The 22,827-nt window shown below is 71.9% G+C and carries 20 protein-coding genes; 17 read left to right on the top strand and 3 right to left on the bottom strand.

Annotated features, from left to right (window positions below; all coding sequences use genetic code 11):
* The first annotated feature begins 59 nt into the window (after positions 1–59).
* The 11 genes from WMF14_RS26775 to WMF14_RS26725 all read left to right on the top strand — a co-directional run bounded on the left by WMF14_RS26775 (position 60) and on the right by WMF14_RS26725 (position 11,642).
* Complete coding sequence (locus WMF14_RS26775; RefSeq protein WP_437790569.1) at positions 60–1,577, top strand: TolC family protein; 1,518 nt, start codon at positions 60–62, stop codon at positions 1,575–1,577.
* Entirely contained in the window at positions 1,574–2,836 is a 1,263-nt protein-coding gene (locus tag WMF14_RS26770; RefSeq protein ID WP_437790567.1) for an efflux RND transporter periplasmic adaptor subunit, read from the top strand. Before WMF14_RS26775 ends, WMF14_RS26770 begins: the two co-directional genes overlap by 4 nt.
* A gap of 1 nt (position 2,837) precedes the next feature.
* Positions 2,838–3,569: an ABC transporter ATP-binding protein gene (locus WMF14_RS26765; protein ID WP_437790565.1), complete on the top strand. Its 732-nt coding sequence runs from the start codon at positions 2,838–2,840 to the stop codon at positions 3,567–3,569.
* On the top strand, positions 3,563–4,765 hold the full coding sequence (locus tag WMF14_RS26760; RefSeq protein WP_437790563.1) for an ABC transporter permease: 1,203 nt from the start codon (positions 3,563–3,565) through the stop codon (positions 4,763–4,765). Before WMF14_RS26765 ends, WMF14_RS26760 begins: the two co-directional genes overlap by 7 nt.
* A gap of 327 nt (positions 4,766–5,092) precedes the next feature.
* Entirely contained in the window at positions 5,093–5,581 is a 489-nt protein-coding gene (locus tag WMF14_RS26755) for a hypothetical protein (RefSeq protein WP_437790561.1), read from the top strand.
* A 100-nt stretch (positions 5,582–5,681) separates the two neighbouring features.
* Positions 5,682–6,410: a zf-TFIIB domain-containing protein gene (locus WMF14_RS26750; RefSeq protein ID WP_437790559.1), complete on the top strand. Its 729-nt coding sequence runs from the start codon at positions 5,682–5,684 to the stop codon at positions 6,408–6,410.
* 87 nt (positions 6,411–6,497) lie between these two features.
* Positions 6,498–7,652 (top strand): PAS domain-containing protein, encoded by a 1,155-nt coding sequence (locus tag WMF14_RS26745; protein ID WP_437790557.1) that lies wholly within the window; start codon positions 6,498–6,500, stop codon positions 7,650–7,652.
* A gap of 106 nt (positions 7,653–7,758) precedes the next feature.
* Entirely contained in the window at positions 7,759–8,466 is a 708-nt protein-coding gene (locus tag WMF14_RS26740; RefSeq protein WP_437790555.1) for an SDR family NAD(P)-dependent oxidoreductase, read from the top strand.
* 104 nt (positions 8,467–8,570) lie between these two features.
* A complete protein-coding gene (locus WMF14_RS26735) occupies positions 8,571–9,218 on the top strand; it encodes a hypothetical protein (protein ID WP_437790553.1) in 648 nt (215 codons plus the stop codon).
* Between the two features lie 358 nt (positions 9,219–9,576).
* Positions 9,577–10,839 (top strand): pectate lyase family protein, encoded by a 1,263-nt coding sequence (locus WMF14_RS26730; protein WP_437790551.1) that lies wholly within the window; start codon positions 9,577–9,579, stop codon positions 10,837–10,839.
* Between the two features lie 314 nt (positions 10,840–11,153).
* Positions 11,154–11,642, top strand: a complete 489-nt coding sequence (locus WMF14_RS26725; protein WP_437790549.1) for an FHA domain-containing protein — start codon at positions 11,154–11,156, stop codon at positions 11,640–11,642.
* 79 nt (positions 11,643–11,721) lie between these two features.
* Here WMF14_RS26725 and WMF14_RS26720 read toward each other — a convergent pair whose 3' ends face one another.
* Positions 11,722–12,762, bottom strand: a complete 1,041-nt coding sequence (locus WMF14_RS26720) for a hypothetical protein (RefSeq protein WP_437790548.1) — start codon at positions 12,760–12,762, stop codon at positions 11,722–11,724.
* 424 nt (positions 12,763–13,186) lie between these two features.
* On the opposite strand from WMF14_RS26720, the gene WMF14_RS26715 reads away from it, so the two are divergent.
* Together WMF14_RS26715 and WMF14_RS26710 are read left to right on the top strand one after the other, a co-directional pair.
* Positions 13,187–13,804: a hypothetical protein gene (locus WMF14_RS26715; protein ID WP_437790546.1), complete on the top strand. Its 618-nt coding sequence runs from the start codon at positions 13,187–13,189 to the stop codon at positions 13,802–13,804.
* 5 nt (positions 13,805–13,809) lie between these two features.
* Entirely contained in the window at positions 13,810–15,276 is a 1,467-nt protein-coding gene (locus WMF14_RS26710) for a hypothetical protein (RefSeq protein WP_437790544.1), read from the top strand.
* On the opposite strand, the gene WMF14_RS26705 is transcribed toward WMF14_RS26710, so the two are convergent.
* The gene (locus tag WMF14_RS26705) at positions 15,237–16,847 is read right to left on the bottom strand and encodes a ferritin-like domain-containing protein (protein WP_437790542.1); all 1,611 of its coding nucleotides are present in this window, start codon (positions 16,845–16,847) and stop codon (positions 15,237–15,239) included. The genes WMF14_RS26710 and WMF14_RS26705 overlap by 40 nt on opposite strands.
* A gap of 101 nt (positions 16,848–16,948) precedes the next feature.
* On the opposite strand from WMF14_RS26705, the gene WMF14_RS26700 reads away from it, so the two are divergent.
* Together WMF14_RS26700 and WMF14_RS26695 are read left to right on the top strand one after the other, a co-directional pair.
* The gene (locus WMF14_RS26700; RefSeq protein WP_437804305.1) at positions 16,949–18,247 is read left to right on the top strand and encodes a flavin-dependent oxidoreductase; all 1,299 of its coding nucleotides are present in this window, start codon (positions 16,949–16,951) and stop codon (positions 18,245–18,247) included.
* 308 nt (positions 18,248–18,555) lie between these two features.
* Entirely contained in the window at positions 18,556–19,734 is a 1,179-nt protein-coding gene (locus tag WMF14_RS26695; protein WP_272093703.1) for a cytochrome P450, read from the top strand.
* A gap of 69 nt (positions 19,735–19,803) precedes the next feature.
* Here WMF14_RS26695 and WMF14_RS26690 read toward each other — a convergent pair whose 3' ends face one another.
* Entirely contained in the window at positions 19,804–21,012 is a 1,209-nt protein-coding gene (locus WMF14_RS26690; RefSeq protein ID WP_272093702.1) for a hypothetical protein, read from the bottom strand.
* A gap of 158 nt (positions 21,013–21,170) precedes the next feature.
* Between WMF14_RS26690 and mazG the strand changes: the two genes are divergently transcribed.
* Together mazG and WMF14_RS26680 are read left to right on the top strand one after the other, a co-directional pair.
* A complete protein-coding gene (gene mazG, locus WMF14_RS26685; RefSeq protein WP_272093701.1) occupies positions 21,171–22,025 on the top strand; it encodes a nucleoside triphosphate pyrophosphohydrolase in 855 nt (284 codons plus the stop codon).
* A 327-nt stretch (positions 22,026–22,352) separates the two neighbouring features.
* The gene (locus WMF14_RS26680; protein WP_437790539.1) at positions 22,353–22,748 is read left to right on the top strand and encodes a hypothetical protein; all 396 of its coding nucleotides are present in this window, start codon (positions 22,353–22,355) and stop codon (positions 22,746–22,748) included.
* Positions 22,749–22,827 lie beyond the last annotated feature (79 nt).

Below are 22,827 nucleotides of genomic sequence, written 5' to 3'. Positions count from 1 at the left end.
TGACGAATCTTTACACGACCAGGACACCTCTTGAGACACTGCCCTCTAGGTTGCGGTGCATGACGTTGACTCGCTCCGTTCCCTTGCCGTGGCTGGCGTCTCTCGCCCTCGCCGCCACGTGCTCGCTGAGCGTCGCGGCGCGCGCCGAGACGCTCACCGCCGAGGAGGCGGTCCGCCGCGCAGCCTCCCAGAACCCGTCCCTCCGCGCGGCGCTGCTCGAGGCCACCGCGGCGCGGCAGGCCGTCGCCGCCGAGGAGGGCGCCCGCAAGCCCACGCTCTCGGCCTCGGTGACCGGACAGTACCAGGAAAGCTACGGCAGGGTCGCCGACGCCAACGGTGACGCGCCGGGCAACGGCGCCGGCGCGCTCCAGCGCTCGAGCGGCACGTCCGTCGCGTCGAACGTGGCGCTGCGGTACACGACCGACGTCGGGACGAGCCTCGAGGTGGGCGCGTCGGGGCGCTCGCCCGCGGACGGGACCCCGGGGCCGAACTACGGCGCGCAGGCGTACGTCTCGGCGCGGCAGCCGCTCCTGCGGGGGGCCGGGACCGACGCGGTCCTCGCGCCGTACGCGCAGGCGCAGGCGTCGGCCGTCGCCGCGGAGCAGGAGCGCGAGCTCGCGGCGAGCCAGACCGCGCTCGACGTGCTCGGGGCCTACTGGGAGCTCTGGTACGCGGAGCAGGCGATCCTCGTGCAGGAGCAGGCGCTCGCGGCCGCGCAGCGGCTGCTCGCCGACGCGAAGGCGCGCGCCGAGACCCTCGGCACCGGCACGAAGGTGGACGTCCTGCGCTTCTCGACCTCGGCGGCGTCGATCGCGGACGCGCTGTCGCAGGCGCGGGCGACGCGCGCGGCGCGGGCCATCGCGCTCGGGCGCGCGCTCGGCATGGCCCCCGCGAGCGCCGCGTCGCTCGCCCCGACCGGCGCGCCGCCGTCCCTCGGGGCGCTGCCGTCGGCCGACGCGCTCGTGCGCGCGGCGAGCGAGCGGTCCCTGGAGCTCGCGGCCCTGCGCGCCGACCTCGACGCGCAGCGCGCGCGGGTGGGCGCGGCGGAGGACGCGGATCAGATCCGCCTCGACCTGTTCGCGACGGCCTCGATGGACGGGCAGTGGGTGCGCGACGGCCTGCCGGGGCTCTCGCTGCCGGGCGGCCGGCCCGCGTTCGGGGTGCTGGGCGGGATCGAGGTCGAGCTGCCGCTCGGCGGCGGGCGGGCGTCCGCGGACGCGGCCCGCGCGCGCACGCAGCTCGCGGCCGCGGAGGCGCGGTACCAGGCGCGCGCCGAGGCGATCGCGGCGGACGTCAGCTCGCTGCGCGCGAGCCTCGAGGCCGCCGCCGAGCAGGTCGCGCTGGCCACCGAGACGGCGCGCATGGCGGGCGAGCTGGCCGAGGCCGAGCGGCAGCGGCTCTCGCTCGGGACCGCGACGTCGGCGGACGTGGTGCAGGCGGAGCAGACGCGGAGGGAGGCGGAGCTCCGCAGGCTGCGGGCCGCGGTGACGGAGCTGACGTCGCGCCTCCAGCTCGATCACGAGACGGGCGCGCTGCTCGTCCGCTTCGCGTCGGTGCTCCCCAGGAGGTCGTCATGAACAGGAACAAGAAGCGCTACCTGATGTCCGGCGTGGCCGCGTTGGCCGTGGCGAGCTTCGCGATCGGCGGGTACGCCTGGTACAAGCAGCCCGAGAAGACCCCCGCCGGCCCCACCGTCGAGATCCGCCGCGGGAGCCTGACCGAGACCGCCGCCGCGTCCGGCAAGATCGAGCCCGACGTGCAGGTCGAGGTGAAGTCGCGCGCGCCGGGCCAGGTCATCGAGGTGCTCGTCAAGGAGGGCGACACGGTCGAGGCGGGGCAGCTCCTCGTGCGCCTGGACCCGACGGACGCGGAGCGCGACCTCGCCGCGGCGCGCGTGGCGCGCGACCGCGTGAAGGCCGATCTCGCCGCGGCGAACGCGTCGGTCGCGGTCGCCGAGCTCGAGCGCAAGAACAGCCAGACGAGCCAGGAGGTCGCCGAGAAGAGCGCCGAGATGGGCCTCGGGTCGACCGACGCGGCCCGCACGGCGGCGCACTCGACGAAGGTCGCGGGCGCCAACATCACGCTGCGGCGGGCGCAGCTGAGCTCGACGCAGGCGCAGCTCAAGGCGGCCGAGCTGGCGGTGCAGGACGCCGAGACACGCCTGAAGGAGACGCAGATCTACGCGCCGATCGCCGGGACGGTGCTCGACGTGGCCGTGGAGAAGGGGACGCTCGTCTCGTCGGCGCTCACCAACGTGAGCGGCGGCAGCTCCGTGATGACGCTCGCCGATCTGTCGAACCTGCGCATCATCGGCGCGATCGACGAGGCGCAGATCGGGCGCGTCGCGCCGGGCCAGCGGGTCGACATCCGCGTCGACGCCTACGGGGACCGGGTGTTCCAGGGCGTCGTCGACCGCGTGAGCCCGCTCGGCAAGGAGGTGTCGAGCGTCGTGACCTTCGACGTCGAGATTGTCGTCAAGGACAAGGACGCGTCGCTGCTCCGGTCGGGGATGAGCGCGGACGTGGAGATCGTGACAGCGGAGCAGAAGGACGTGCTGCTCGTGCCGCTCCTGGCCGTGCAGTCGCAGGGCAAGCGGCGGTTCGTGCGGCTCGCGAGCGGCGAGGAGCGGCCGATCCAGACCGGGGCGACGGACGGCTCGCAGATGGTCGTGACCGCGGGGCTGAGCGAGGGCGACGACGTGCTCGCGAGCGCGCCCGTCTCGAGCGCGGCGGGGCCGCAAGGCCAGGGGCAGGGGCAGCGGCAGGGCGGCGGCCAGAACCCGATGCGGGGGATGGGCATGGGGATGGGCGCCGGCGCCAGCCGAGGAGGGCGCTGAGATGGACGTCCCGGTCCTCGTGAGCGGGCTCTCGAAGGTGTACCACGCCGATCGCGAGGACCTCGCGGTGCGGGCGGTCGACCGGATCGGCTTCGAGGTGCGCCGGGGCGAGTCGGTGGCGATCATCGGGCCCTCCGGCTGCGGGAAGTCGAGCCTGCTGAACATCCTCGGGTGCCTGGATCGGCCGACGGAGGGCACGTACCGGCTCGGGGGGCGCAACGTGGCGGAGCTCGACGACGACGAGCTCGCGGCGCTCAGGAACCGCCACATCGGGTTCGTGTTCCAGAGCTTCAACCTGCTGCCGCGGATGACGGCGGCGGAGAACGTCGAGCTGCCGCTGCTCTACGGGGCGGTGAAGAACAGCCGCGCGCTCGCGGAGGGCGCGCTCGAGCGCGTGGGGCTCGCGGCGCGCGCGCGGCACCTGCCCTCGGAGCTCTCCGGCGGGCAGCGGCAGCGCGTCGCGATCGCGCGGGCGATCGTGACGCGGCCGTCGATCCTGCTGTGCGACGAGCCGACGGGCGCGCTCGACAGCAAGACCGGGCGCGACGTGCTGGAGCTGCTCCTGTCGCTGAACGCGGACGGGACGACCCTGATCATGGTGACCCACGACCTCGGCGTGGCGCGGTCGCTCTCGCGCGCCATCCACATGAGGGACGGGCACATCGTGGCCGACGGCCCTTCGGCCGACGTGGTGTCGGCGTTCCACGCGGGCGAGATGGAGGCGGCATGCTGATCAAGGAGACGGCGAAGAGCGCGTGGCGCTCGCTCGCCTCGAACCGCCTGCGCACGCTGCTGACGATGCTCGGCATGATCATCGGGACCGCGGCGGTCGTGGCGGTGCTCGGGATCGGGGAGGGCGCGCGCAGCAGCGTCGAGGGGCGGATCCGGTCGCTGGGCGCGAACCTGCTGATGGTGCGCCCGGGGTCCGCGTCGGCGAGCGGGGTGCGGTCGGGCACGGTGAAGACGCTGACCGAGGGCGACGCCGAGGCGCTCAAGGGGCTCGCCGGCGTGGCGGCGGTCGCCCCGGAGCGGAGCGGCAGCGCGCAGCTGCGGTACATGGCGAGCAACCTGAACGCGTCCGTGACGGGGATCACGCCGGCGTACCTCGAGGTCCGCTCGCTGTCGGTGGCGAGCGGCGTCTCGTTCTCCGACCTCGACGAGCAGCAGCGGGCGCGCGTGGTCGTGCTCGGGGCCAACGTCGCGCGGCAGCTCTACCCGGGGGCGTCTCCGCTCGGGACGCGGCTCCAGATCAACGGGAACGCGTTCCGGGTGGTCGGGGTGCTGACGGAGAAGGGGTCGGGCATGGGCTCGCCGGACGACGGGGTGTTCGTGCCGATGTCGACGCACCGGTCGGTGCTGTTCGGGCAAGATCACCTGTCGACGATCTCGCTGCAGCTGGCGAGCGAGGATCGGTCCGAGGTGGTGATCGCGCAGCTCGATCAGCTGCTCCGCCTGCGCCACCGGCTGCGCGCGGATCAGGCGAGCGATTTCGAGGTGCGGTCGCAGGCCGAGATGCTGGCGACGATGGGGCAGATCACGGGCACCTTCACGATGCTGCTCGGCAGCGTGGCGGCGGTGTCGCTGATCGTGGGGGGCATCGGGATCATGAACATCATGCTGGTCTCGGTGCGGGAACGGACGCGCGAGATCGGCGTGCGGATGGCCGTCGGGGCGCGGCGCGGGGACATCCTGCGGCAGTTCCTTGTCGAGGCGGTCGTGGTGTCGCTCGCGGGCGGCGTGGCCGGGGTGGGCCTCGGGTACGGGGCGGCGGTGCTGCTGTCGCGGTTCGGGGAGTGGGCCACCATCGTGCCGCCCTACGCGGTCGGGCTGGCGCTCGGGGTGTCGATCCTCATCGGGATCACGTTCGGCGTGGGGCCTGCCAGGCGCGCGTCGAGGCTCGATCCGGTGGAGGCGCTGCGGTTCGAGTGAGCGGGCGATGGGAAAGGTACGGGTTGAAGGGGGGAGTCTCGGGCGTGCTGGACGATAGAGAAGCATGACCAGGACACATGACCGCTGGTCGTCGTCCCGAGAACCCTATCCCTGGTCTGAAGGAGGCTCATTCCCGCAGCCCGCGCCCGTCGCGAGGGAACGCAGACACCGCTCGTTCTGGGCCGCTCATCGCTCCACGCACACCCGGACCCACGCCTCTGCGCGGCCGTCCGTTCCGGCCAATCACGCAGTGTTTGCCGGCGCAGCGCTGAGCTCGCCATTGCTTTTCAGTACCGGCGCGCCGCTGGCTCGCTATCCTGTGGTGGGATGGATGTCCTGCTGCAGAGCGACCACCTGACGGTCACACTCGATCAGGAGATGTCGATCGTCCGCAGCACCCGCTCCGAGCTCCCCTATCCGTCGCCCGACGATTTCATCCGGGTCCACTCCGAAGCGCTCAAGGTCTACGAGTCGCTGGATCGCTGGAGCCTCGGCCACCTGATCGACCTCCGCCGGGCGCCCATGAACAACGATCCGGCGTTCGAGGCCGCGACGATGCGCACGCGCAGCATGCTGGTCAGCGAGTTCGCCTGCGTCGCCATCGTCGTGCGGACGGCGGTCGGCGCCCTCCAGGTGAACCGGCTCCTGCGTGAGGAGAGCAACGACCATGTCGTCGTGCTTCAGGACGACGACGCCGCCGTGGGAGTTCTCCTCGAGGAGCTCGGAAAGCAGGCGCGCCGGTCCAGCGCGCCGCCGCACAGCCGCCCCCGGAGCTCCCATCCCAATCCCTTCATGCGCCCCGCCAGGCAGCGCTGAGCCCGAGAGGCCCGGCGAGGTGAAGGCCGCCCCGGCGCCCGGGGCGAGGGCGCCTGTCGCGGCGCTTCTCGTGAGCGCTCCGGGCGTCTAGACTCCCGGGGTGCGCGCCGATCGCAGCACGTGCCCGAGCTGCGGCCTCCTGATCAACGCGGAGGGGCTCTGTTACCCCGGCTGCCAGCGGCCGCTCGCCACCGTGCGCTGCGGCGGCTGCTACCAGCTGAACCTCCCCGACGCGGAGCGCTGCGACGGCTGCGGGCACGAGCTCGGGCTGGAGCCCATCCCCGAGCCCGACGCGCTCCTCTGCTCCGATTGCGGCGTGCCCTTCTCGGCGTTCCGCGCCGCGGCCGGCCTCCTGCGCGACTGCGGCCGGTGCGGCGGCCAGCTCGTCGACCATGCGCTCCTGCGGGACCTCCTGGAGCGCCGGGAGAGCTATGGGACGAGCGCGCCGAGGCCGCCGCCGCAGCGCCCGGAGCACGTCGACGTCCGCGTGCGCTACGTCCGGTGCCCGGCGTGCGGCCAGCGGATGAACCGCAAGAACTTCGCAGGCAAGAGCGGCATCATCGTCGACATCTGCAGGGAACACGGCACCTGGTTCGACCGGGGCGAGCTCCCGCAGCTCCTCGCCTTCGCCGCGTCGGGCGGCACCGCGAGGGCGCGGCAGCAGCAGATCGAGGAAGAAGCGAGGTCGCGCCGGGAGGCCGAGATCGCCAGAGAGACGGCGCGCCGGGCGAGCGCCGTCGTGGCTGCCTCGTCCTGGGAATCCCGCTGGGAACACCGGCGGGCCGCCGTGGCGGAGCTGCTCGAGCTCTTGTGGCGAATCACCCGCTGAGCGTCCGCGCGCGCCGGCCGCGCCGGTGAAGAGACGTCAAGGGGCGTGCAGGACGGACGGGGGCGTCGTATGACGTGCCGCCACGAGATGACGTCCCTCGACCAGCGCCTGTCGGCTCTCGATCTATCCGTCCTGCCGACGTGGGTCTACGACCACGGCCGGCACCGGTTCCCCTGGGCGAACGCGAAGGCCATCGAGTTCTGGCGCGCGACGGATCGCGCCGAGCTGCTCTCCCGCGACCTCTCGGACCTGTCGCCGGCCGTCCGCGCGCGGCTCGACGGCTACCTCCGCGTCCTCGCGGAGGGGGGCACGGTCCTGGAGGACTGGACGCTCTACCCGCGCGGGGCGCCCGCGACGGTGACGCTCCACGGGCAGCCGATCGACCTCGATGACGGGCGGCTCGCGATCCTGTTCCAGGCGCTCCCTCAGGCCGCCAGCGTCGGCGCGTCGATGGTGCGCGGCGTGGAGGCGGTCCGCCACTCGTCGGTGCTGGTCAGCCTCGTCGATCGGGAGGGGGAGGTGCTCTTCCACAACCCCGCGGCCCTTCGGGCCTTCGGCGACGCGCCGACGATCGACGCGGCGTTCCCGGACGAGGGCGTGAGCGCGGCGGTCCGCGGTGCGATCGACGCCGAGGCGCCGTGGGCAGGGGAGGTGCGGGTCGTCACGACCGACGGCGAGCGGTGGCACCAGGTGGAGGCGCGCCCGACGACCGATCCCGTGACCGGCGCGCGCGCGGTGCTCGTGCAGCAGCTCGACGTCACGGCGCAGCGGCGCGCCGAGGGGCAGGTCGAGGAGCAGGGCCGGCTCATCGACCAGCTGAACCGCTCGCTCGCCCTCGTGGAGGAGCAACGGCGGCAGATCCTCAACCTCTCCGCGCCGATCCTCGACGTCGGCCGGGGCACGCTCGCGGTGCCGCTCATCGGGCGCCTCGACGCGGCGCGCGGCAGCGAGCTGGGAGAGCGGCTCCTCCCCGCGATCGTGGCGCATCGGGCGTCCCACGTGGTCCTCGACGTCACCGGCGCGGAGGCGCTCGATCCGGACGGCGCCGCGGCCCTGGAGCGGCTGGCGCACGCGATCCAGCTGCTCGGCTCCAGGCCGATCCTCACCGGCGTCCGCCCGGAGGTCGCGCGCGCGCTCGTCGACGTCGACCTCGGCGAGGATCTGCTCGTCCTGCGCAGCCTCGGCCGCGGTCTGGAGGTCAGCCGGAAGCGCGCGCGCGGAGACGCGCGGCGGCGGGCGTAGGCGCCGGCGCGCGCGGCGCCATCGAGAGCGGCGTCCGGCGGCGCCTGCTCCCGCCGCAGCGCTTTTCGAGCTGCCAGGTCGGACGGCCTCTGCCATAAGGGCCGTCATGACACTTAACATTCGTGGAAAGTGGGCGCTGGTCACCGGCGCGAGCAGGGGTATCGGAAAGCGGATCGCGCGCGGCCTCGCGGACCTCGGCTGCAACGTCGTCCTGCACAGCCGCGACGCGGCCCACACGCGCGAGCTCGAAGGGGAGCTCGCTGGCAAGGGGATCCGGGCGAGCGCCGTCTCGGGCGAGCTGTCGGATCAGGCGGCGGTCGATCGCATGCTGGACGACGCCATCGCGGCGTCGGGCGGGATCGACCTCCTGTTCAACAACGCCGCCATCATGACGCCGTTCCGGGCCTCGTACCTGCAGACGCCGGCGGACGATTACCGGCTCAGCTTCGAGGTGAACGTCATCAGCCCGATACGGATCACGTATCGGTTGCTGCCGACGATGCTGGAGCGCCGCTTCGGGCGCATCGTCCAGGTGACCTCCGGGATCCAGGATCAGCCCGAGCTGATGGCTTACGCGGCGTCGAAGGCCGCGCTCGACAAGTTCGTGCGCGACATGGCGCCTTCGCTCCGCGGCACGGGCGTGCTGATGAACCTCCTCGACCCGGGGTGGCTGCGGACCGATCTCGGCGGGCCGAAGGCGCCGAACGACGTCGAGTCGGTGCTGCCTGGGGCGCTCGTCCCGGCGCTGCTCGACGGTGAGGTCCACGGGGTGCTCTTCCGCGCGCAGGATTACGCGCGTCCCGCCGCGAGCTGACGCGCGCGGGGCGTGCCCCTGACGTCCGCGCGCCCCGCGTGAATCGAGCCGGCTCGACAACTTGTGCCGCGCCGGCGGTGCGCGTCTTGCTAGCGTCGTGGGAGATGAACGAGATCTCGGGACCTGGGGCGGACACGAGACCTCGCGCGGGCCGCAGCGCGGGGGAGGCTCCCACGGCGCTCGCGGCGGCGGCCGTCGCGCGTGAAGCGCGGTGGGGGCGCTGGGGTGCGCTCTTGCCGGTGCTGGCCTGCGCGTGCTCGCTGGAGGGGTTGTCTGCCGAGTGGGACGCCTCGTCGGCGCCCACGGGAGGGGGGAGCAGCCTGTCCAGGATCAGGATCGAGGCCGAGGACTGCGAGCTCTCCGGCCGCTTCGAGCGTGTGGACGACCCGCTGGCGAGCGGCGGGACGTACGTGGCTGTCCCCGAGGAGGCGAATTGCGAGAGCGACCGGGTCGACTGCTCGTTCGAGATCGGCGAGGCCGGCACGTACCAGATCAGGGCCAGGGTCGCCACGGGGCCCGACGAGAGCACGGACAACTCGTTCCTGGTCCGCGTGGACCATGAGCCGGAGCTCGGGACCAGGTACGACTTCAACGGGACCGAGTTCCACGAAGATTACGTTCACGACTCGAAGGACGCGACAGGGCTGCTGCTCAAGTTCGCGCTCGGGCCCGGGATGCACATCGTCTCGTTCGGGTGCCGCGAGGACGCGGCCAGGCTCGACTGGGTCGAGCTCGTTCGAATCGGCCCCTGATCCCCGGGGCCAGCCGCGGCGCCGAACCCGGGGCCACGCCGCGGCGCTCGATATCGCGGGCCTCGGACATCGTCAGGGCTGATGACGCGGTGTCGCACGTGTCCACCGTGTCAACCCGTGGTTGACAGCCTCGGTCGTGACGCCGCCCCGGAGCCTCCGGAGGAGAGGCGCGGCGCTGCAGAGATTCCTGCGGGAAATGCGGTGGAACCGTGCGATCGAGACAGGGCCGGTTCGTCCTGAACTGATGGCATGTGCGTTGCTGGGGAGCTCCAGCGAACGGCTTGTGTGCTGTCCGGCGTCTCCGCCCGCGTCGCGCGAGCTGCTTGGCCTTGGTTCATCACGGAAAGGTGACTTGCTCATGAAGTGCGAATCTCGAGTCGCTTGGGCTGCGCTGATCGCGCTCGGCGTTTCGGTGGTCGGGTGCGGCTCGGAGACGTCAGCGCCGGAAGACGATGCGGGTCAGCCGACGAGCAGCGGGAGCGCAGGCTCCACGGCGAGCGTCGGCGCCGCCGGCTCCGGCGGGACCGGCGCGGGCAGCGGCACCGGCAGCGCCAGCGGCGCGACCGGGGGCTCCGGCGGCGGTGAGGGCGGCTCCGGCAGCGGTGAGGGCGGCGCCGGCACCGGTGAGGGCGGCTCGGACGAAGGCACCGGAAGCTCCAGCAGCGGTGAGGGCGGCTCTGGCAGCGGCGCCGGCGGCGGCGACCCCGGCGCCGTCGACTTCAGGCTCTACGGCTATGCCACGACCGGCGACGGCACCACCGGCGGCAAGGGCGGGCAGGTCGTCTCCGTGAGCTCGCTCGACGCCCTGAGGAGGGAGGCCGCGAGGGACGGCGCCTTGATCATCCAGATCACCGGCAAGATCAGCGGCAGCGGCGACGACGTGGACGTCACCTCCGACAAGACCCTCGTGGGGGTCGGGTCGAGCGGAGAGCTGGAGGGGATCGGGCTCAATCTAAGGAGGTCCTCCAACATCATCGTCCGCAACCTGAAGATCCACCACGTGCTGGCCAGCAGCGGCAACGGCGACGGCATCCACATGGACGAGAGCCACAACGTCTGGATCGACCACTGCGAGCTCTGGGCCGAGTCTCCCGCCGTGAACTCCGACAAGGACAAGTACGATGGCCTCATCGACGCGACCCACGAGTCCTCGAACATCACGATCTCGTGGAGCTACCTGCACGACCACTGGAAGGGCATGCTGGTCGGCTCGTCGGACAAGGACGCCAGCGACCGCCGCATCACCTTCCATCACAACCGCTTCCGCAACGTGAACTCCCGCGTCCCGAGCTACCGCGGCGGCAACGGGCACGTCTTCAACAACTACTTCGAGGACGTCCTCGCGTCGGGGGTGAACTCGCGGGTCGGCGCCTGCCTGAGGGTGGAGGGCAATCACTTCTACAAGGTGAAGAACCCCATCACCACCCTGGACAGCCCGGCCGGCGGTACGCACCGCATCGACAACCTGTTCGAGGAGACCACCGGGACGCAGGCGTCGGGTGAAGACTGCTCCTGGACCGCGCCGTACGAGTACCCGCTCGACCGCGCGGCCTCCGTCAAGGCCCTCGTCCTGGAGCACGCGGGCGTCGGCAAGACGGATCCGCTCGCGAACCTGCCCTGAAGCCCCGCTGCCGGCGCGCCCCTCGTCCCGCGCGTCTCGGCGGCCGGCGCCGCGCGCGGAGCTGCCCGCGCGGGAGCCGAGTATGGCGAGCGCCGACGATGTAGTCAGCTCAGCGCCGTAGGTCGTCTCGACGGTGTCTCGTGGCGTCCGGTGATTCCGTCGCCTCCTGATGTATAAGGGCCTATCAGGCCCCGCCGGAGTGGGCGATCGCCGCTCGGGGAGCTCGGCTCTCTCGAACGGCCCGGAACCTGGGGGAAGATCTCGTCATGTTGACCTTCGCGGCGCTTTGTGCTCAGACCCGGGCGATTTCACGGATGGCGTTCGATCGGAAGTACCCGCACGCCTGGCTGCTCCGGGAGCTCGGCCCCGATGACCAGCCCCCTCCGTCGTTCAAGACCCTCGTCGCCGGGACCTCGCCTGGCATGAGCGGCCAGCCGACCACGTCGCGCCACCGGATCTCGTCAGGGATGATCGCCACGTCGCACGGCTGCGAGCTCCTGCCGGTGGCGAAGCGCCCCGAGAGCCCCTGGCAGGATCGCATCCTCATCGGGCGGGCGCTGAACAGCGATATCGTGCTCCGCGACGCGTCCGTCTCCAAGGTCCACGCCCACATCTCGGTGCTGGTCGCGGACACCCCGATGCTCCACGCGAGAAAGAGCACCAACGGGACCTTCCTGAACGACCGGCTCCTCACGCCGTCCGGGGACGGCGTGCCCCTCCGCAGCGGCGACATGATCCAGCTCGGCAACGTCGTCTGCGAGTTCATCGTGAACGCCGATCTCTACCGGCTCGCCGCTCGCTGAGGACGCGGCTTCGCCGCTGCTCCGCTCGCTCGTCGGATCGCCCGAGCCTTCACTGATTCGCCGGCGCCCGCCGCCGGGATCAGCTCCGCTCCGGGTGGGGCGCGCGGAAGAGCACCTCCACCGGGCCCGCGTGCGTCTCCACGACGTAGCTCGCGTCCACCGGGGGGCCGCCGCGGAACGCCTTCGTGATCTCCTTGCGCCGCTTCATCAGCTCGACGAGGCCGAGCGCGAGCGCCTCGGAGGCCGTGAGCTCCTTCGGCGTCGGCTTGCGGCCGATGAGGTCCTCGTCGACCATCGCGAGCGTGGGGTAGGCGTCCGGGTCGGCCAGCTCCCAGCGCTGCTCGGCGACCTCGGCGCGCAGCGCGGGGTGCAGGTCGCTCGCGCGATCGAAGCTCAGCGAGAAGAAGCTCGCCGGCAGCGACGCGGGCGGCGCGTCCGGCAGCTTGGCGGTCTCGGCCAGGTAGAGCTCGAACCCGCGCGCGCTCTCGAACAGGAGGACGCCGTGGCTCTGGCCAGCCTGCCCGACGACGCACAGCGCGAGATCGCGCGCGCCGAGCGACGGGATCGACAGCGCCATGATGTCGGCGTCGCTGGGCACCGCCTTCCAGGGCGTCGCGCGGTAGAGCGCGGCCGCCGCGCGGAAGAACGAGGCCATCGCCGGCGCCTCGATGCCGCCCCCGAGGAAGCTCGGCGTCAGGCGGCCGTCCCGCGCGCCGAGGTGGGCCTCCAGGTCCTCGGCCACGACGTCGATCTCGGGCGTGGGCGCGACGCGGACCTCGACCTCCGGGCCGAGCCGCGCCCGCAGGGCCTCCGCGAGCGCCGGCGAGGCCACGCGCACGCGCTCGGGCAGGCGCGGCTTGCCCTCCAGGGGACCGCTGACGGCGGCCTCGAAGCTGTCGACCGCGCCCGTCACGACGTCGCCGGGGCGCAGCGCGGCGCAGCTCAGGACGAAGCCTCGCTCGGTCATCCAGACGACCGCCTCGGGGCGGTACGCGTCGTCGCCCTCGTGCACGAACGCGCGCAGGGAGAAGAAGCCGCCGATCCACTCCTCGTCCCTGCGAGGCAGCGAGCGCGCGCTCTTCTTGGACCGCTTCTTCTTGGGGGCTGGCACGGAGGGCATCAGGGCACCTGTTCGCGAGGGCGCTCCAGCCGGTACGCTCGACGACCTGGGGAGCGAGGGGCGAGACCGGAACCGAGAGAAACCGAGGGGAACCGCGAGCGGAACGCTAGCGCAAAGGCCGCGTGCGTCGAAGCGGGAACACGGTGCAAGGGGGCGCAAGGGGCGCGACGGGCGCAGCGGGCGGCAACATGAGCGCAAGGGAGTGGCGTCGTGGCTGGCGCGGGGGGGTCTTTCGTCTGGCGCTCGTCGCGGTGCCCTGTTATCGGTCGTCGTGGTCCAGCGCGGGGACCTGAAGCAGGTGTCGCTCGCCGACCTTCCAGGGGACTCGATGCCTGAAGCGATCACCAGAGGCTCCCGGCGCTCCGCAAAGGGTGTGGGGCGCGCGAGGCGAAGGGGGCTCGGTCGCCCAGCGCTCGGGCTCCTCGTGACGCTGGCCGCCTGGGCGCAGGCGGGCGCGGCCCAGGCGGAGCCGACCGCCGCAGCGCGCGCGCAGGCCGAGGGGGCGCCCGCGAAGGGGGCCGGCGCGGCCCGCCCCGTCGAGCCGGAGAAGCACGAGGCGACGCGGCCGGGAGAGGGCGTCGAGGTCCCCGGGAGGGCGCTCGCGCCCAGCGCAGCAGCGCAGGATCCCGCGCCTTCCGCCGGCGACATGGAGCCGCGCAGGCCCACGCCCTACGGCGTAAGGCCCGATCCGATTCACCGGAGCCTGATGTGGGTGACGGGCGGGCTCACGCTGGCGGGCATCGCGCTCGGAAGCACCTTCGGTGGCCTGGCGATCGCCACGTGGGACAAGGTCGATGAGGAGGCGAAGACGGCGTGCGCGAACCCGAGGCGCTACCGGGACTGCGCGCAGCCGGTGCCCGATCTGGCCAGCAAGGCGATGTCGTATGCGACCGTGTCCGATTTCTCCTTCATCGCCGCGAGCGTGGCGCTCGCCGGCACGGCCGTCCTCTGGCTGACGCTGCCCTCGGACGGGCCGCGCGCGGCCGCCAGCGTCCAGCTCGCTCCGGGCGTCGTCGGTGGCTCCGTCGTCGGGGTGTTCTGATGACGATGAGGCTCGAACGGCGCGCCCGGCTGTGGCTGGCGAGCTCTCTCCTGGCGGCGAGCAGCGCGGGGTGCGCGGAGATCGTCGGCATTCAGCTCATCGACGAGCAGGGCGTCGGGGGCGGCTCGTTCAGCGAGCCCGGCTATACGTGCCAGTGGGCGATGTCCTTCGGTGACGCCGAGACCACGCTCGGCGGGATCGCGGCCGACGAGGACGGCACCCTGTGGCTGGCGGGCGGCTTCAAGGGGGATCTCACCGTCGCCGGCGGCGCGCCGCTCACGGCGGGAGGCGCCGGCAAGGACGTCTTCGTGGCGCACCTCGCGAGGGACGGGAACCACATGTGGAGCGGGCGCTTCGGGAACGCGGAGAACGACACTGCGACCCACGTCCACCAGGCGACCGCGATCACGCTGGGCGGCGGCAGCGTCTACGTGGCGGGCGGCTTCACGGGCAGCCTGTCGTTCGGCGCGGACTGCGGGCTGCCCGAGGGCGCCGGCGAGGGCGACGCGTTCGTGGCGCGGCTCGACACGAGCGATCCCGACGGGGTCGCGGTGTGCGTGACGCACGGGTCCAGCGGCCTTGACGAGGCGAAGGCGGTCGCGGCGGAGGGCGACCGCGTCTTCGTCCTGACGTCGCTCCAGGGCGGGTCGGACATCGGGTTCTCCAGCTACGATGGACAGACCCTCCTGAATCCGTGCAGCGGCGTCTTTGCGGGCCGTGAGGGAGCGCGTTACTGGCCTCGCGACCTCCGTGTGGCCTCCGGCGACGCCTTCGTGGCCTCCGATTTCGAGGGACGGGTGAACGTGGGCTTCCCTGGCTTCGAGAGCGCGCTGCCGCCCGGCGGCGCGGCCTCGGACGGGATCGACGCTTTCCTGGCGTCGTTTCCGGCGTCGTGGATCTGCGATGGATGGAGCGCCGAGGGGGCGGACGTCTGGTATCGACACGACTCCGCCCTCCGCGGCGATCAGCGCATCAGCGCCGTGGCGTTGCACGAGGCCGGCGTCGTCCTGACCGGCTCGTTCGATGGGCAGATCGATCTCACCGGAGAGATCGCCTCCACCGGAGAGGACGGCTTCGCCGCGCACCTCGACCGGAACGGCGTCGCCACGTGGGCCAAGCAGCTCGGGGGCAGCGGGGCTCAATCGGCGCAGGTCGTCGGGGTCGACGAGCTCGGAAAGCTCGTCGTGGCCGGGCAGTTCGAGCAGCAGATGAAGATCGATGACGTCGAGATCGGCGGGGAGGCGGGCGAGGGAGACGCCTTCCTCGCGCGGCTCCGGGCCACGGACGGCGAGGTCGAGTGGCTGGGCGCGCTCGGCGGCCCTGCGCTCCAGCGGATCCTGGCGCTCGCCGTCTCCGGAACGGACGTGTTCCTCGCGGGCACGTCCAGCGCCGACTTCGCGCTCCTGAACTGCCCTGTCGAGGCCGCGGACGGTCAGCTGTTCGTCGCCAAGCTGTCGGTCTCCTCGCTCTGACGGCCGTGCGGCGGGCGCGGGCGGCTGCGCTCGATGCCGTCGCCGCCGCGCGAGAGCAGCGCCCGCGCGCAGGGCGCGATGACCTGAGCGAGCGCGCGCTCCCGGATCGCGCGCCGGTGCTGCGGGGAGAGCACGCCGAAGCCGAGCAGCGGGCCGCTGTGGCTCGCCTCGCTCGGGGCGGGGAGATCCGAGGAGGCCGTGGCGAGCTCGTCGACGACGGCGCTCGCCAGGGAGGGATCGCGGTCGAGGGCCCAGGCCGTGAACCGGAAGGCGAGCTCGGCGTGCCGCGTCTCGTCCTCGGCGATCTTCTCGAGCGCGCGCCGGACCGCGGGATCGGTCGCGTGGAGGGCGGCCTCTGCCGCCTCGATCGCGGCGACGGTCTCGCCGATGCACCCCTCGCGGAGGGTCGTCACGAGGATCTCGCGGGCGCCTTCGCCGCAGAGGGCGCCCTCGATGGCGAGGGGCCCCGGGCCGACGCCGCGGCCGGCGAACGCGCTGGCCAGCTCGAAGCACGCGCGCGCGTGGTCGGCCTCGTCGCCCATGGCCGCCTGCGCGGCGCCGACGAGCTCCGGCGGCGCGCCGAGCGACAGGAGCTGCAGCGCGAAGCGCGCGAACGCGGCGATGGACGCGTGCTCGAGGAGGGCGGCGCGGGTCCAGTGCTCGGCGAGGGCCGCCCGTTGCTCGGAGGACAGCTCCTCCAGGCGAGGCGGCGCGTCCGGAGCTGTGGTCCGCCAGTCGTCGCGCGCGGCCGGCTGCGCGGTGCGCACGACGCCATCCACGAGGAACGGCCTGCCGATCACGCAGTTCTGCTCGGTGCAGGCGTGCCGCAGGGCCTCGAGCGAGCATTGCGTGTCCCCTGAGCAGTCCTGGTCGCTGGCGCACTCGTCGGCGGGCGTCTGGCACGCGAAGGCGGTCCCGCCGCATCCGGGGTGCAGGACGTAGCTGGAGCAGAGCAACAGTCCACAGTCCTGGTCGCTGGTGCACCGCGAGAGCGCGCACCGCCCGACCGGATCGCCGCACAGGCAGATCTGCCCCTCGCCGCAATCGGCGTCGGTCGTGCATCCGTACTGGCAGAAGCACCCTGGCGCCACCTCGCCGCCGGTCATGACGTCGCAGTAGCCGTGTGGCTGCTCGGTGCAGTCAGCGTCGGATTTGCAGTTCCCCGTCGCGCCGCTCGGGTCCGCGCAGGCCTTGGCGCGCGGGAGCGGGCTCGGACAGGTGACGACCTCTGCGCGGTGGATCCAGCCGCCGGCGCAGCGCACGTACCCGGTGTTCCGGTCCGCGACGACGATGGGCTCCGGATCGTCGCAAGCGAACGGAAACCCTTCCGGTGGCAGGCCTCCTGAGCTGCTGGAGGTGCCTTCACCTGAGCTGCTGGAGGTGCCTTCGCCTGAGCTGCTGGCGGTGTCTTCGCCTGTGGCGCTGGAGGTGCCTTCACCTGAGCTGCTGGAGGTGCCTCCGCCTGTGCCTTCACCGGGCGTGACGGTTCCACCGCAACTCAGCGCAGGCGCGATCGCCAGCACCGACAGCAGCCTCGCACCCCAAGAGTCCATCGAGACGAGCAATCGCATGGTATGTCCCTCTTTCGAGGATCTTACCCGGGTTCGGCGCCGCGGTGGCGGGCGCCATGAGCGCCGTTGCCGCGTCCGGCGCGCCGTGCGAGCGTCGCGCGATGCGGGTGTTGATCGCGGGGGGCGGCATCGGCGGGCTGACGGCGGCCCTGAGCCTGCACGCGGCCGGCATCGATGCGAGCGTCGTGGAGGCCGCGCGAGGGATCAGGCCGCTCGGTGTCGGCATCAACCTCCTCCCTCACGCCGTGCGAGAGCTGACGGAGCTTGGCCTCGCTGATGCGCTGCTGGCGACAGGGATCCCGACCGCCGAGGTCGTGCACCACGATCGGTTCGGGGGCCGGATCTGGGGCCAGCCGCGGGGGATCTCCGCCGGGTATCGCTGGCCACAGGTGTCGATCCACCGCGGTGAGCTCCAGTTGATGCTGCTCGCGGCGGTGCAGCGGCGCCTGGGGGCCTCCAGCGTGCGCGTCGGGTCGGCGGTGGAGGGGTTCGAGCAGACGGCATCCGAGGTGCAGGTCACGGTGCGGGATCGGCGGACCGGTGAGCGCCACGTGGCCCCTGCGGACGTGCTCGTCGGGGCCGACGGCATCCACTCCGTGGTTCGCGCGCAGCTCCACCCGGCGGAGGGGCCGCCCCGGTGGAACGGGATTCACATGTGGCGTGGCGTGACCGAGGGCGAGCCCTTCCTCTCGGGGCGCACCATGATCATGGCCGGCAGCAACGTGGCCGCCAAGTTCGTCGCTTACCCGATCTCCCGCCGCGCGGAGCTCCGCGGGCGGGCCGCGATCAACTGGGTGGCGGAGGTGCGGCTGCACGAGGGGGCGGCGGTCGCGCCGGGGAGCTGGAACCGGCGAGGACGCGTGGAGGACGTGCTGCCCCACTTCGCGGCGTGGCGCTTCTCCTGGCTCGACATTCCGGCGCTCATCGCCGCGGCGCCCGTCATCTTCGAGTATCCCATGATCGATCGCGAACCGCTGCAGTCGTGGGGCGCTGGCCGGGTCACCCTGCTCGGCGACGCGGCGCACCCCATGTACCCTGTCGGTTCCAACGGCGCCTCCCAGGCGATCCTCGATGCTCGCGTGCTGGCCTGGCACCTCGCCCAGACGAGCACCCCCGAAGAGGCGCTCGCCGGCTATGAAGCCGCGCGCCGTCCGGCGACGAGCTCCCTCGTCCTCGCGAACCGTGCGATGGGCGCCGACCGAGTCCTCTCGATGGTGGAGCAGCGAGCGCCGGCGGGCTTCACCCGGATCGAGGACGTGCTGAGCGGGGAAGAGCTGGAGGAGATGGGCCGCAGCTACACGAAGATGATTGGAACCGACGTCGAGGAGCTCAACGCCCGGCCGTCGTGGAGCGCGCGCTTTCTCGAAGCAGGCGATGGAATCCATCCATCCTCTCGGTGATCGGCGCGACGATCGGCGGGCTTCGCTGCCGCCATCGGGGAACCGCGCCTCCGGTCCGCGACACTCGCCGCCTTCCTCCCGGATCGAGCAGAGCTCCCGAGTCGAGCAGCTTTTCGACGTCGCCAGGGATTCGACGAATCACCATGGACGGATCTCGGCTCGTCCGGGGGCCTCACCCACAGGGCCCGCGCTCGAAGCCAACGTGGGAGGAGCGTCCGCAATACCGGCTCTTCCCCACCTATGTCCCAGTCGAGGTCACGGCAAAGCGGCTTGATTCGCGTTTCGATATGGAATACTAAGTTTTATGTATGCTGCCTCGTAAGAATCTATTTTCTTTCACCTCGAAAGACCCTTCGGCGTTCGCGATCCACCTCGCCGCTGCGGCGAGGGAGCACTCCGTCTATTTCGACGAGGGACTCGGCGTGCCAGTCGTGCTCCGCGGCGCCGACGTGACCGCGGTGCTGCGCGACAGCGAGACCTTCAGCACCCGGGCCTACGACAACGGGATCATGAAAGGGACGCTCGTGACGCTCGGCGGTGAGTCGCACACGCGCATGCGGCGGCTCTTCAACGCGGTCCTCTCCCCACGCGTGATCTCCCGCTACGAGGAGGCGATCGTGACCCCGGTGGCGCGCAGGGTCGTGGAGCGGCTCGCGCGGAAGGAGCAGGCGGATCTCTTTGATGATTTTGCGATGTCGATGCCCATGGGCGTGACGAGCGCCCTCTTCGGGCTTCCGGAGGAGCGGATCGCCGAGAACGACGTGCTGATCCGCAAGATGATCCGCAGCGTCGTGATGCCGCAGGATCCCGTCGTCATGGCCGAGGGGCGGAGTGCCCACGCCGCGATGGAGGCGCAGCTCCGGGAGATCGCTGAGCGCGAGGTGGCGCACCCGAGCGATACGCTGCTCGGCGAGATCGCGCGGGCGATCGTCGCGGAGGGGCTGGGCGGTGTGGAGGCGTGCGAGGGGGTCGTGCTCACGTTGATCCTCGCCAGCTACGAGACGACCAGCTGGATGCTGGCCAACCTGCTCGTGGCGCTGCTCGCCCACCCCGAGTCGATGAACCAGCTGCGTCAGCAACCTTCGCTCCTGCCGCAGGCCATCGAGGAGTCGACCCGCTGGTGCAGCAGCGTGGCGGGCATCGTGCGGTTCGTCGAGCGTGAGGCGACGATAGGCGGCGAAACGCTGGCTGCGGGGACGATCCTCTACCTGTCGCTGATGGCTCGCCATTACGACGAGGAGATCTACCCCCGCCCGGAGATCTTCGACATCCATCGACGACCCGTGGGAATGCTGAACTTCGGCGGCGGTCTGCACTACTGTGTCGGGGCGCCGCTGGCGCGGATGGAGGCGAGGATCGGCGTGTCGCTCCTGCTCGAGCGGTTTCCGGCGCTCCGGGCCGATCCGACCCTGCGGCCGACGTTCTCGACGGCGCCGCGCGGCGCGGCCGCGTTCGGACCCGACCAGATTCCGGCGTTGCTCGTGTAATTACCGCGACCCCGCGCGGCGCGCGACCCGACCTCGCGACCCGAGCCAGCCACAGCGGTGCGGATGCGATCACCCCGGGTCGCGCGTCTGACTTGTTCCGACCGTGAGCCCCGCGAAGGCCGCCGCGAAGCGGCGCCGGAGATCTGTGTCCACGACCAGCTTGTCGCGCAGCGTTCGGGACAGCTCAACATGGTAGAAGGGCGCGCCCATCTGGCGCGACCAGCGTGCTTGCACGTTCGTGGCACCGCCCAGCCTGTCGATCTCCGTGGGGTAGGCGAGGACCTTTCCCTCGTTGATGATCGGCCGTAGAGGCGTGAGCAGCCGCTCCAGCGCGGCGCCATGCCCCACCGCGCTGGCGATGACGGCGGCGTTCGGAGCCGAGCGGTCTTGAAAGCCGTGCAGCTGCACCGTGGGCGTGCCGGGGAAGGTCTGGAGCAGCGCCCTGTGCACCGAAAGGAAGAACGAGCGCTCGGCGTGGGCGACGTCTGCGAAGGCGAGCGACGCAATCAGCCGCTCTCGGGAAGCACGGTCCTCTCCACGAGCGCTGCCGCCAATGCCCTGGGAGCCGTCCTGCGTGGGTTTGCCGTCACCGCCGTCCTTGCCCCCTGCGCCTTCCAAGCTCTCGTCATCCTCCGCGGTGTGACCCGGGCTGCGCCCGCCCCCGACAGCGGTACCCAGGTCTGCGCGCCCGCCGCCTGCGCCCTCATCGTCCACGCTGGCGCCGCGTGGGTTGGGTCGCCCGCCGTACCGGTGCGACGTATTCACGATCAGCGCGCGCGCCCGTTGCGCCTCGAAGATGGCCAGCGCGACGGGCAGCGTCCCCTGATCGAAGAACGTGTGCGGCGCCTCGACGAGCAGCGGCATGGCCGCTCCTACGCGCAGCACGACGGCGGCTGCCCCGCGGCGGCGCGTGCCGTCCTCGGAGAGCACCCACAGGTCGCGCCCGGGGACGGCCCGCAGCGCGAACCCCGGTGGTGCAGCCGGAGGCGGCCGCCTGTTCTGCGCGGCGAGCCCTGCCGCCGCGATCCATGCGGCGTACGTCGCCTGCTCCGCGTCGTCCGGCGGCTCCGCGACGAGGTTGCGCCCGCCCTTGCGCAGCGGGGCGATCTCCTCGTCCAGGGCCTGCTGCTCGCCGCTGTTGTCCAGGGCCGCCGTCACGGGGTCCTCGGCAGCTGCTCCCGGGCTCGGCGCCGCGCCTGGCGCGCTCCCGATGCTCCGACACACCCCCTGCGAGCAGCCGGCGATCGCGAACAGCACCACATAGCCTGCGCTCCTCATGGTCATCCTCGTCGGCGGAGCCTCGATGCCCTCCGTATTTTTCTCATGCTACGGCCTTGGAAGCCAGGATGACGCTCTGCGATAGCGCGCCCTGCATCATCTCCTCTTCCTCATGCTCATGCTTCCGGAGCGGGGGTGGTTTGCGCTAGTAGCACGGCATGCCTCGTTCCTTCGAGCCCGTGGAGGCTCCGCCGCTCCCCGAGCAAGCCGGTCGTACGTTTCCGCGCATGGTCGAGCTGATGCAGCGGCTCCTCGCGCCCGACGGATGTCCCTGGGATCGCGAGCAGAGCTTCGCGACGCTCCGGCGCTACGTGCTCGAGGAGGCGTGCGAGGTCATCGACGCCATCGACGGCGGCGACCGCAAGGAGCTGTGCGCCGAGCTCGGCGATCTCTTGCTCCAGGTCGTCTTCCAGGCCGAGCTCGCCCGGGCCGAGGGGGCGTTCGGGCCGGACGACGTGATCGCGGCGATCTGCGAGAAGCTCGTGCGGCGCCACCCGCACGTGTTCGCGGACGAGAGCGCCGAGAACGCCGACGAGGTGCTCCAGAACTGGGAGCGCATCAAGGCGGCCGAGCGGGCGAGCCAGGGCAAGGACCGCGGCGTGCTCGGCGGCGTTCCCCGCAGCCTGCCGGCGCTGACCCGGGCGCAGCGGGTAGGCGAGAAGGTCGCGCGCGTGGGCTTCGATTGGCCGGACGCGCGGGGTTCGCGCGCGAAGGTGGACGAGGAGATCGGAGAGCTCGATAGGGCCCTCGATAGCGGCGATCCCGCCGCGATCGAGGAGGAGCTCGGCGACGTGCTCTTCGCGCTCGGAAACCTGGCGCGCCACGCCGGCGTCGACGCGGAGGGGGCGCTGCGCCGGACGATCGACAAGTTCACCCGGCGCTTCGAGCATGTCGAGCGGCGGGTCGTCGAGCGGCACGGGGGCTGGCCCGTCAAGGCGTCGCGCGACACGCTCACGCTGGAGGAGCTCGACGGCTACTGGGACGAGGCCAAGCGCGGCGAGCGGCGGACCTGACCGCGGCGCGAAGCAGGGACCCCCGGATCGGACGCTCTGAGCAAGCGGTCAACCCCGGGCGAGCGGCGCGCTCCGACGGCGTCGAGCTCGGCGTGACGATTCCTCCGCTGGCTGGCGTTCGGAGCGTCAAGTAGGCGCCATCGCGTCAAAAGGCGATCTACCCATGACGAAAGTCACGGCAGATGTCGCCGCTTCCTGCGTCAATCTGTCGTTTTGTGGCACTGCCCTCCGAGAGGGTCGTCAGCTCTCCCGTCCCACCAGGCGCGTACTCGAGGTTTTTGCGCCTTTCACGAGGCGGCCCCCGGCTTGCTACACGCCCGGGCAGCCATGGCAAACCGCCCCTCCGCCAGGTCGCTCCACGTCGCCGTCGTCGCGGACAATCCCGAGACGATCGACGCGCTTCATGCCTACTTCAGCCAGGCCGGGATTGCGTCGAACGGCGCGAGGACATTGAACGACGCGGACAGGATGGTGCCCGCGACCACCGCTCTGGTCCTGTTTCCCGACGACTTCGATCCCGGCGACATCGTGACGTTCATCACGTCGCTGCGGAGCGCGCGACCGAAGCTCCTCATCCTCCTCGTGACGGGCACACCACAGTCCTTTCGCTCCGCGCTGGGGCCGGACGGCCACTCCTTGCCACCCATGGTGCTGCCGAAGCCGGCGTTCGGCTGGAACCTCCTCGACGCTCTTCGCGCCCACGCTCATCCGAGGTCCATATGACTGCTTCAACGGCTCGCCGGCATTCATCTCCTCCTGGCGCAGCGCGACGCGCCATCGGACGTCGCGGGAGGACAGCAAG

Source organism: Sorangium sp. So ce693, assembly GCF_051521375.1.
GTDB classification, from domain to species: domain Bacteria; phylum Myxococcota_A; class Polyangia; order Polyangiales; family Polyangiaceae; genus Sorangium; species Sorangium atrum.
The sequence above is the reverse complement of the archived record's forward strand: the minus strand, read 5'-3'. Positions and strand labels throughout refer to the sequence as shown.

Excerpts from the sequence above, each read along its gene's own strand:
- WMF14_RS26775 (WP_437790569.1), top strand. The coding sequence starts at position 60 with ATGACGTTGACTCGCTCCGTTCCCTTGCCGTGGCTGGCGTCTCTCGCC.
- WMF14_RS26770 (WP_437790567.1), top strand. The coding sequence starts at position 1,574 with ATGAACAGGAACAAGAAGCGCTACCTGATGTCCGGCGTGGCCGCGTTG.
- WMF14_RS26765 (WP_437790565.1), top strand. The coding sequence starts at position 2,838 with ATGGACGTCCCGGTCCTCGTGAGCGGGCTCTCGAAGGTGTACCACGCC.
- WMF14_RS26760 (WP_437790563.1), top strand. The coding sequence starts at position 3,563 with ATGCTGATCAAGGAGACGGCGAAGAGCGCGTGGCGCTCGCTCGCCTCG.
- WMF14_RS26755 (WP_437790561.1), top strand. The coding sequence starts at position 5,093 with ATGGATGTCCTGCTGCAGAGCGACCACCTGACGGTCACACTCGATCAG.
- WMF14_RS26745 (WP_437790557.1), top strand. The coding sequence starts at position 6,498 with ATGACGTCCCTCGACCAGCGCCTGTCGGCTCTCGATCTATCCGTCCTG.
- WMF14_RS26740 (WP_437790555.1), top strand. The coding sequence starts at position 7,759 with ATGACACTTAACATTCGTGGAAAGTGGGCGCTGGTCACCGGCGCGAGC.
- WMF14_RS26735 (WP_437790553.1), top strand. The coding sequence starts at position 8,571 with ATGAACGAGATCTCGGGACCTGGGGCGGACACGAGACCTCGCGCGGGC.
- WMF14_RS26730 (WP_437790551.1), top strand. The coding sequence starts at position 9,577 with ATGAAGTGCGAATCTCGAGTCGCTTGGGCTGCGCTGATCGCGCTCGGC.
- WMF14_RS26725 (WP_437790549.1), top strand. The coding sequence starts at position 11,154 with ATGGCGTTCGATCGGAAGTACCCGCACGCCTGGCTGCTCCGGGAGCTC.
- WMF14_RS26720 (WP_437790548.1), bottom strand. The coding sequence starts at position 12,762 with ATGCCCTCCGTGCCAGCCCCCAAGAAGAAGCGGTCCAAGAAGAGCGCG.
- WMF14_RS26710 (WP_437790544.1), top strand. The coding sequence starts at position 13,810 with ATGAGGCTCGAACGGCGCGCCCGGCTGTGGCTGGCGAGCTCTCTCCTG.
- WMF14_RS26705 (WP_437790542.1), bottom strand. The coding sequence starts at position 16,847 with ATGCGATTGCTCGTCTCGATGGACTCTTGGGGTGCGAGGCTGCTGTCG.
- WMF14_RS26700 (WP_437804305.1), top strand. The coding sequence starts at position 16,949 with ATGCGGGTGTTGATCGCGGGGGGCGGCATCGGCGGGCTGACGGCGGCC.
- WMF14_RS26695 (WP_272093703.1), top strand. The coding sequence starts at position 18,556 with ATGCTGCCTCGTAAGAATCTATTTTCTTTCACCTCGAAAGACCCTTCG.
- WMF14_RS26690 (WP_272093702.1), bottom strand. The coding sequence starts at position 21,012 with ATGAGGAGCGCAGGCTATGTGGTGCTGTTCGCGATCGCCGGCTGCTCG.
- mazG (WP_272093701.1), top strand. The coding sequence starts at position 21,171 with ATGCCTCGTTCCTTCGAGCCCGTGGAGGCTCCGCCGCTCCCCGAGCAA.
- WMF14_RS26680 (WP_437790539.1), top strand. The coding sequence starts at position 22,353 with ATGGCAAACCGCCCCTCCGCCAGGTCGCTCCACGTCGCCGTCGTCGCG.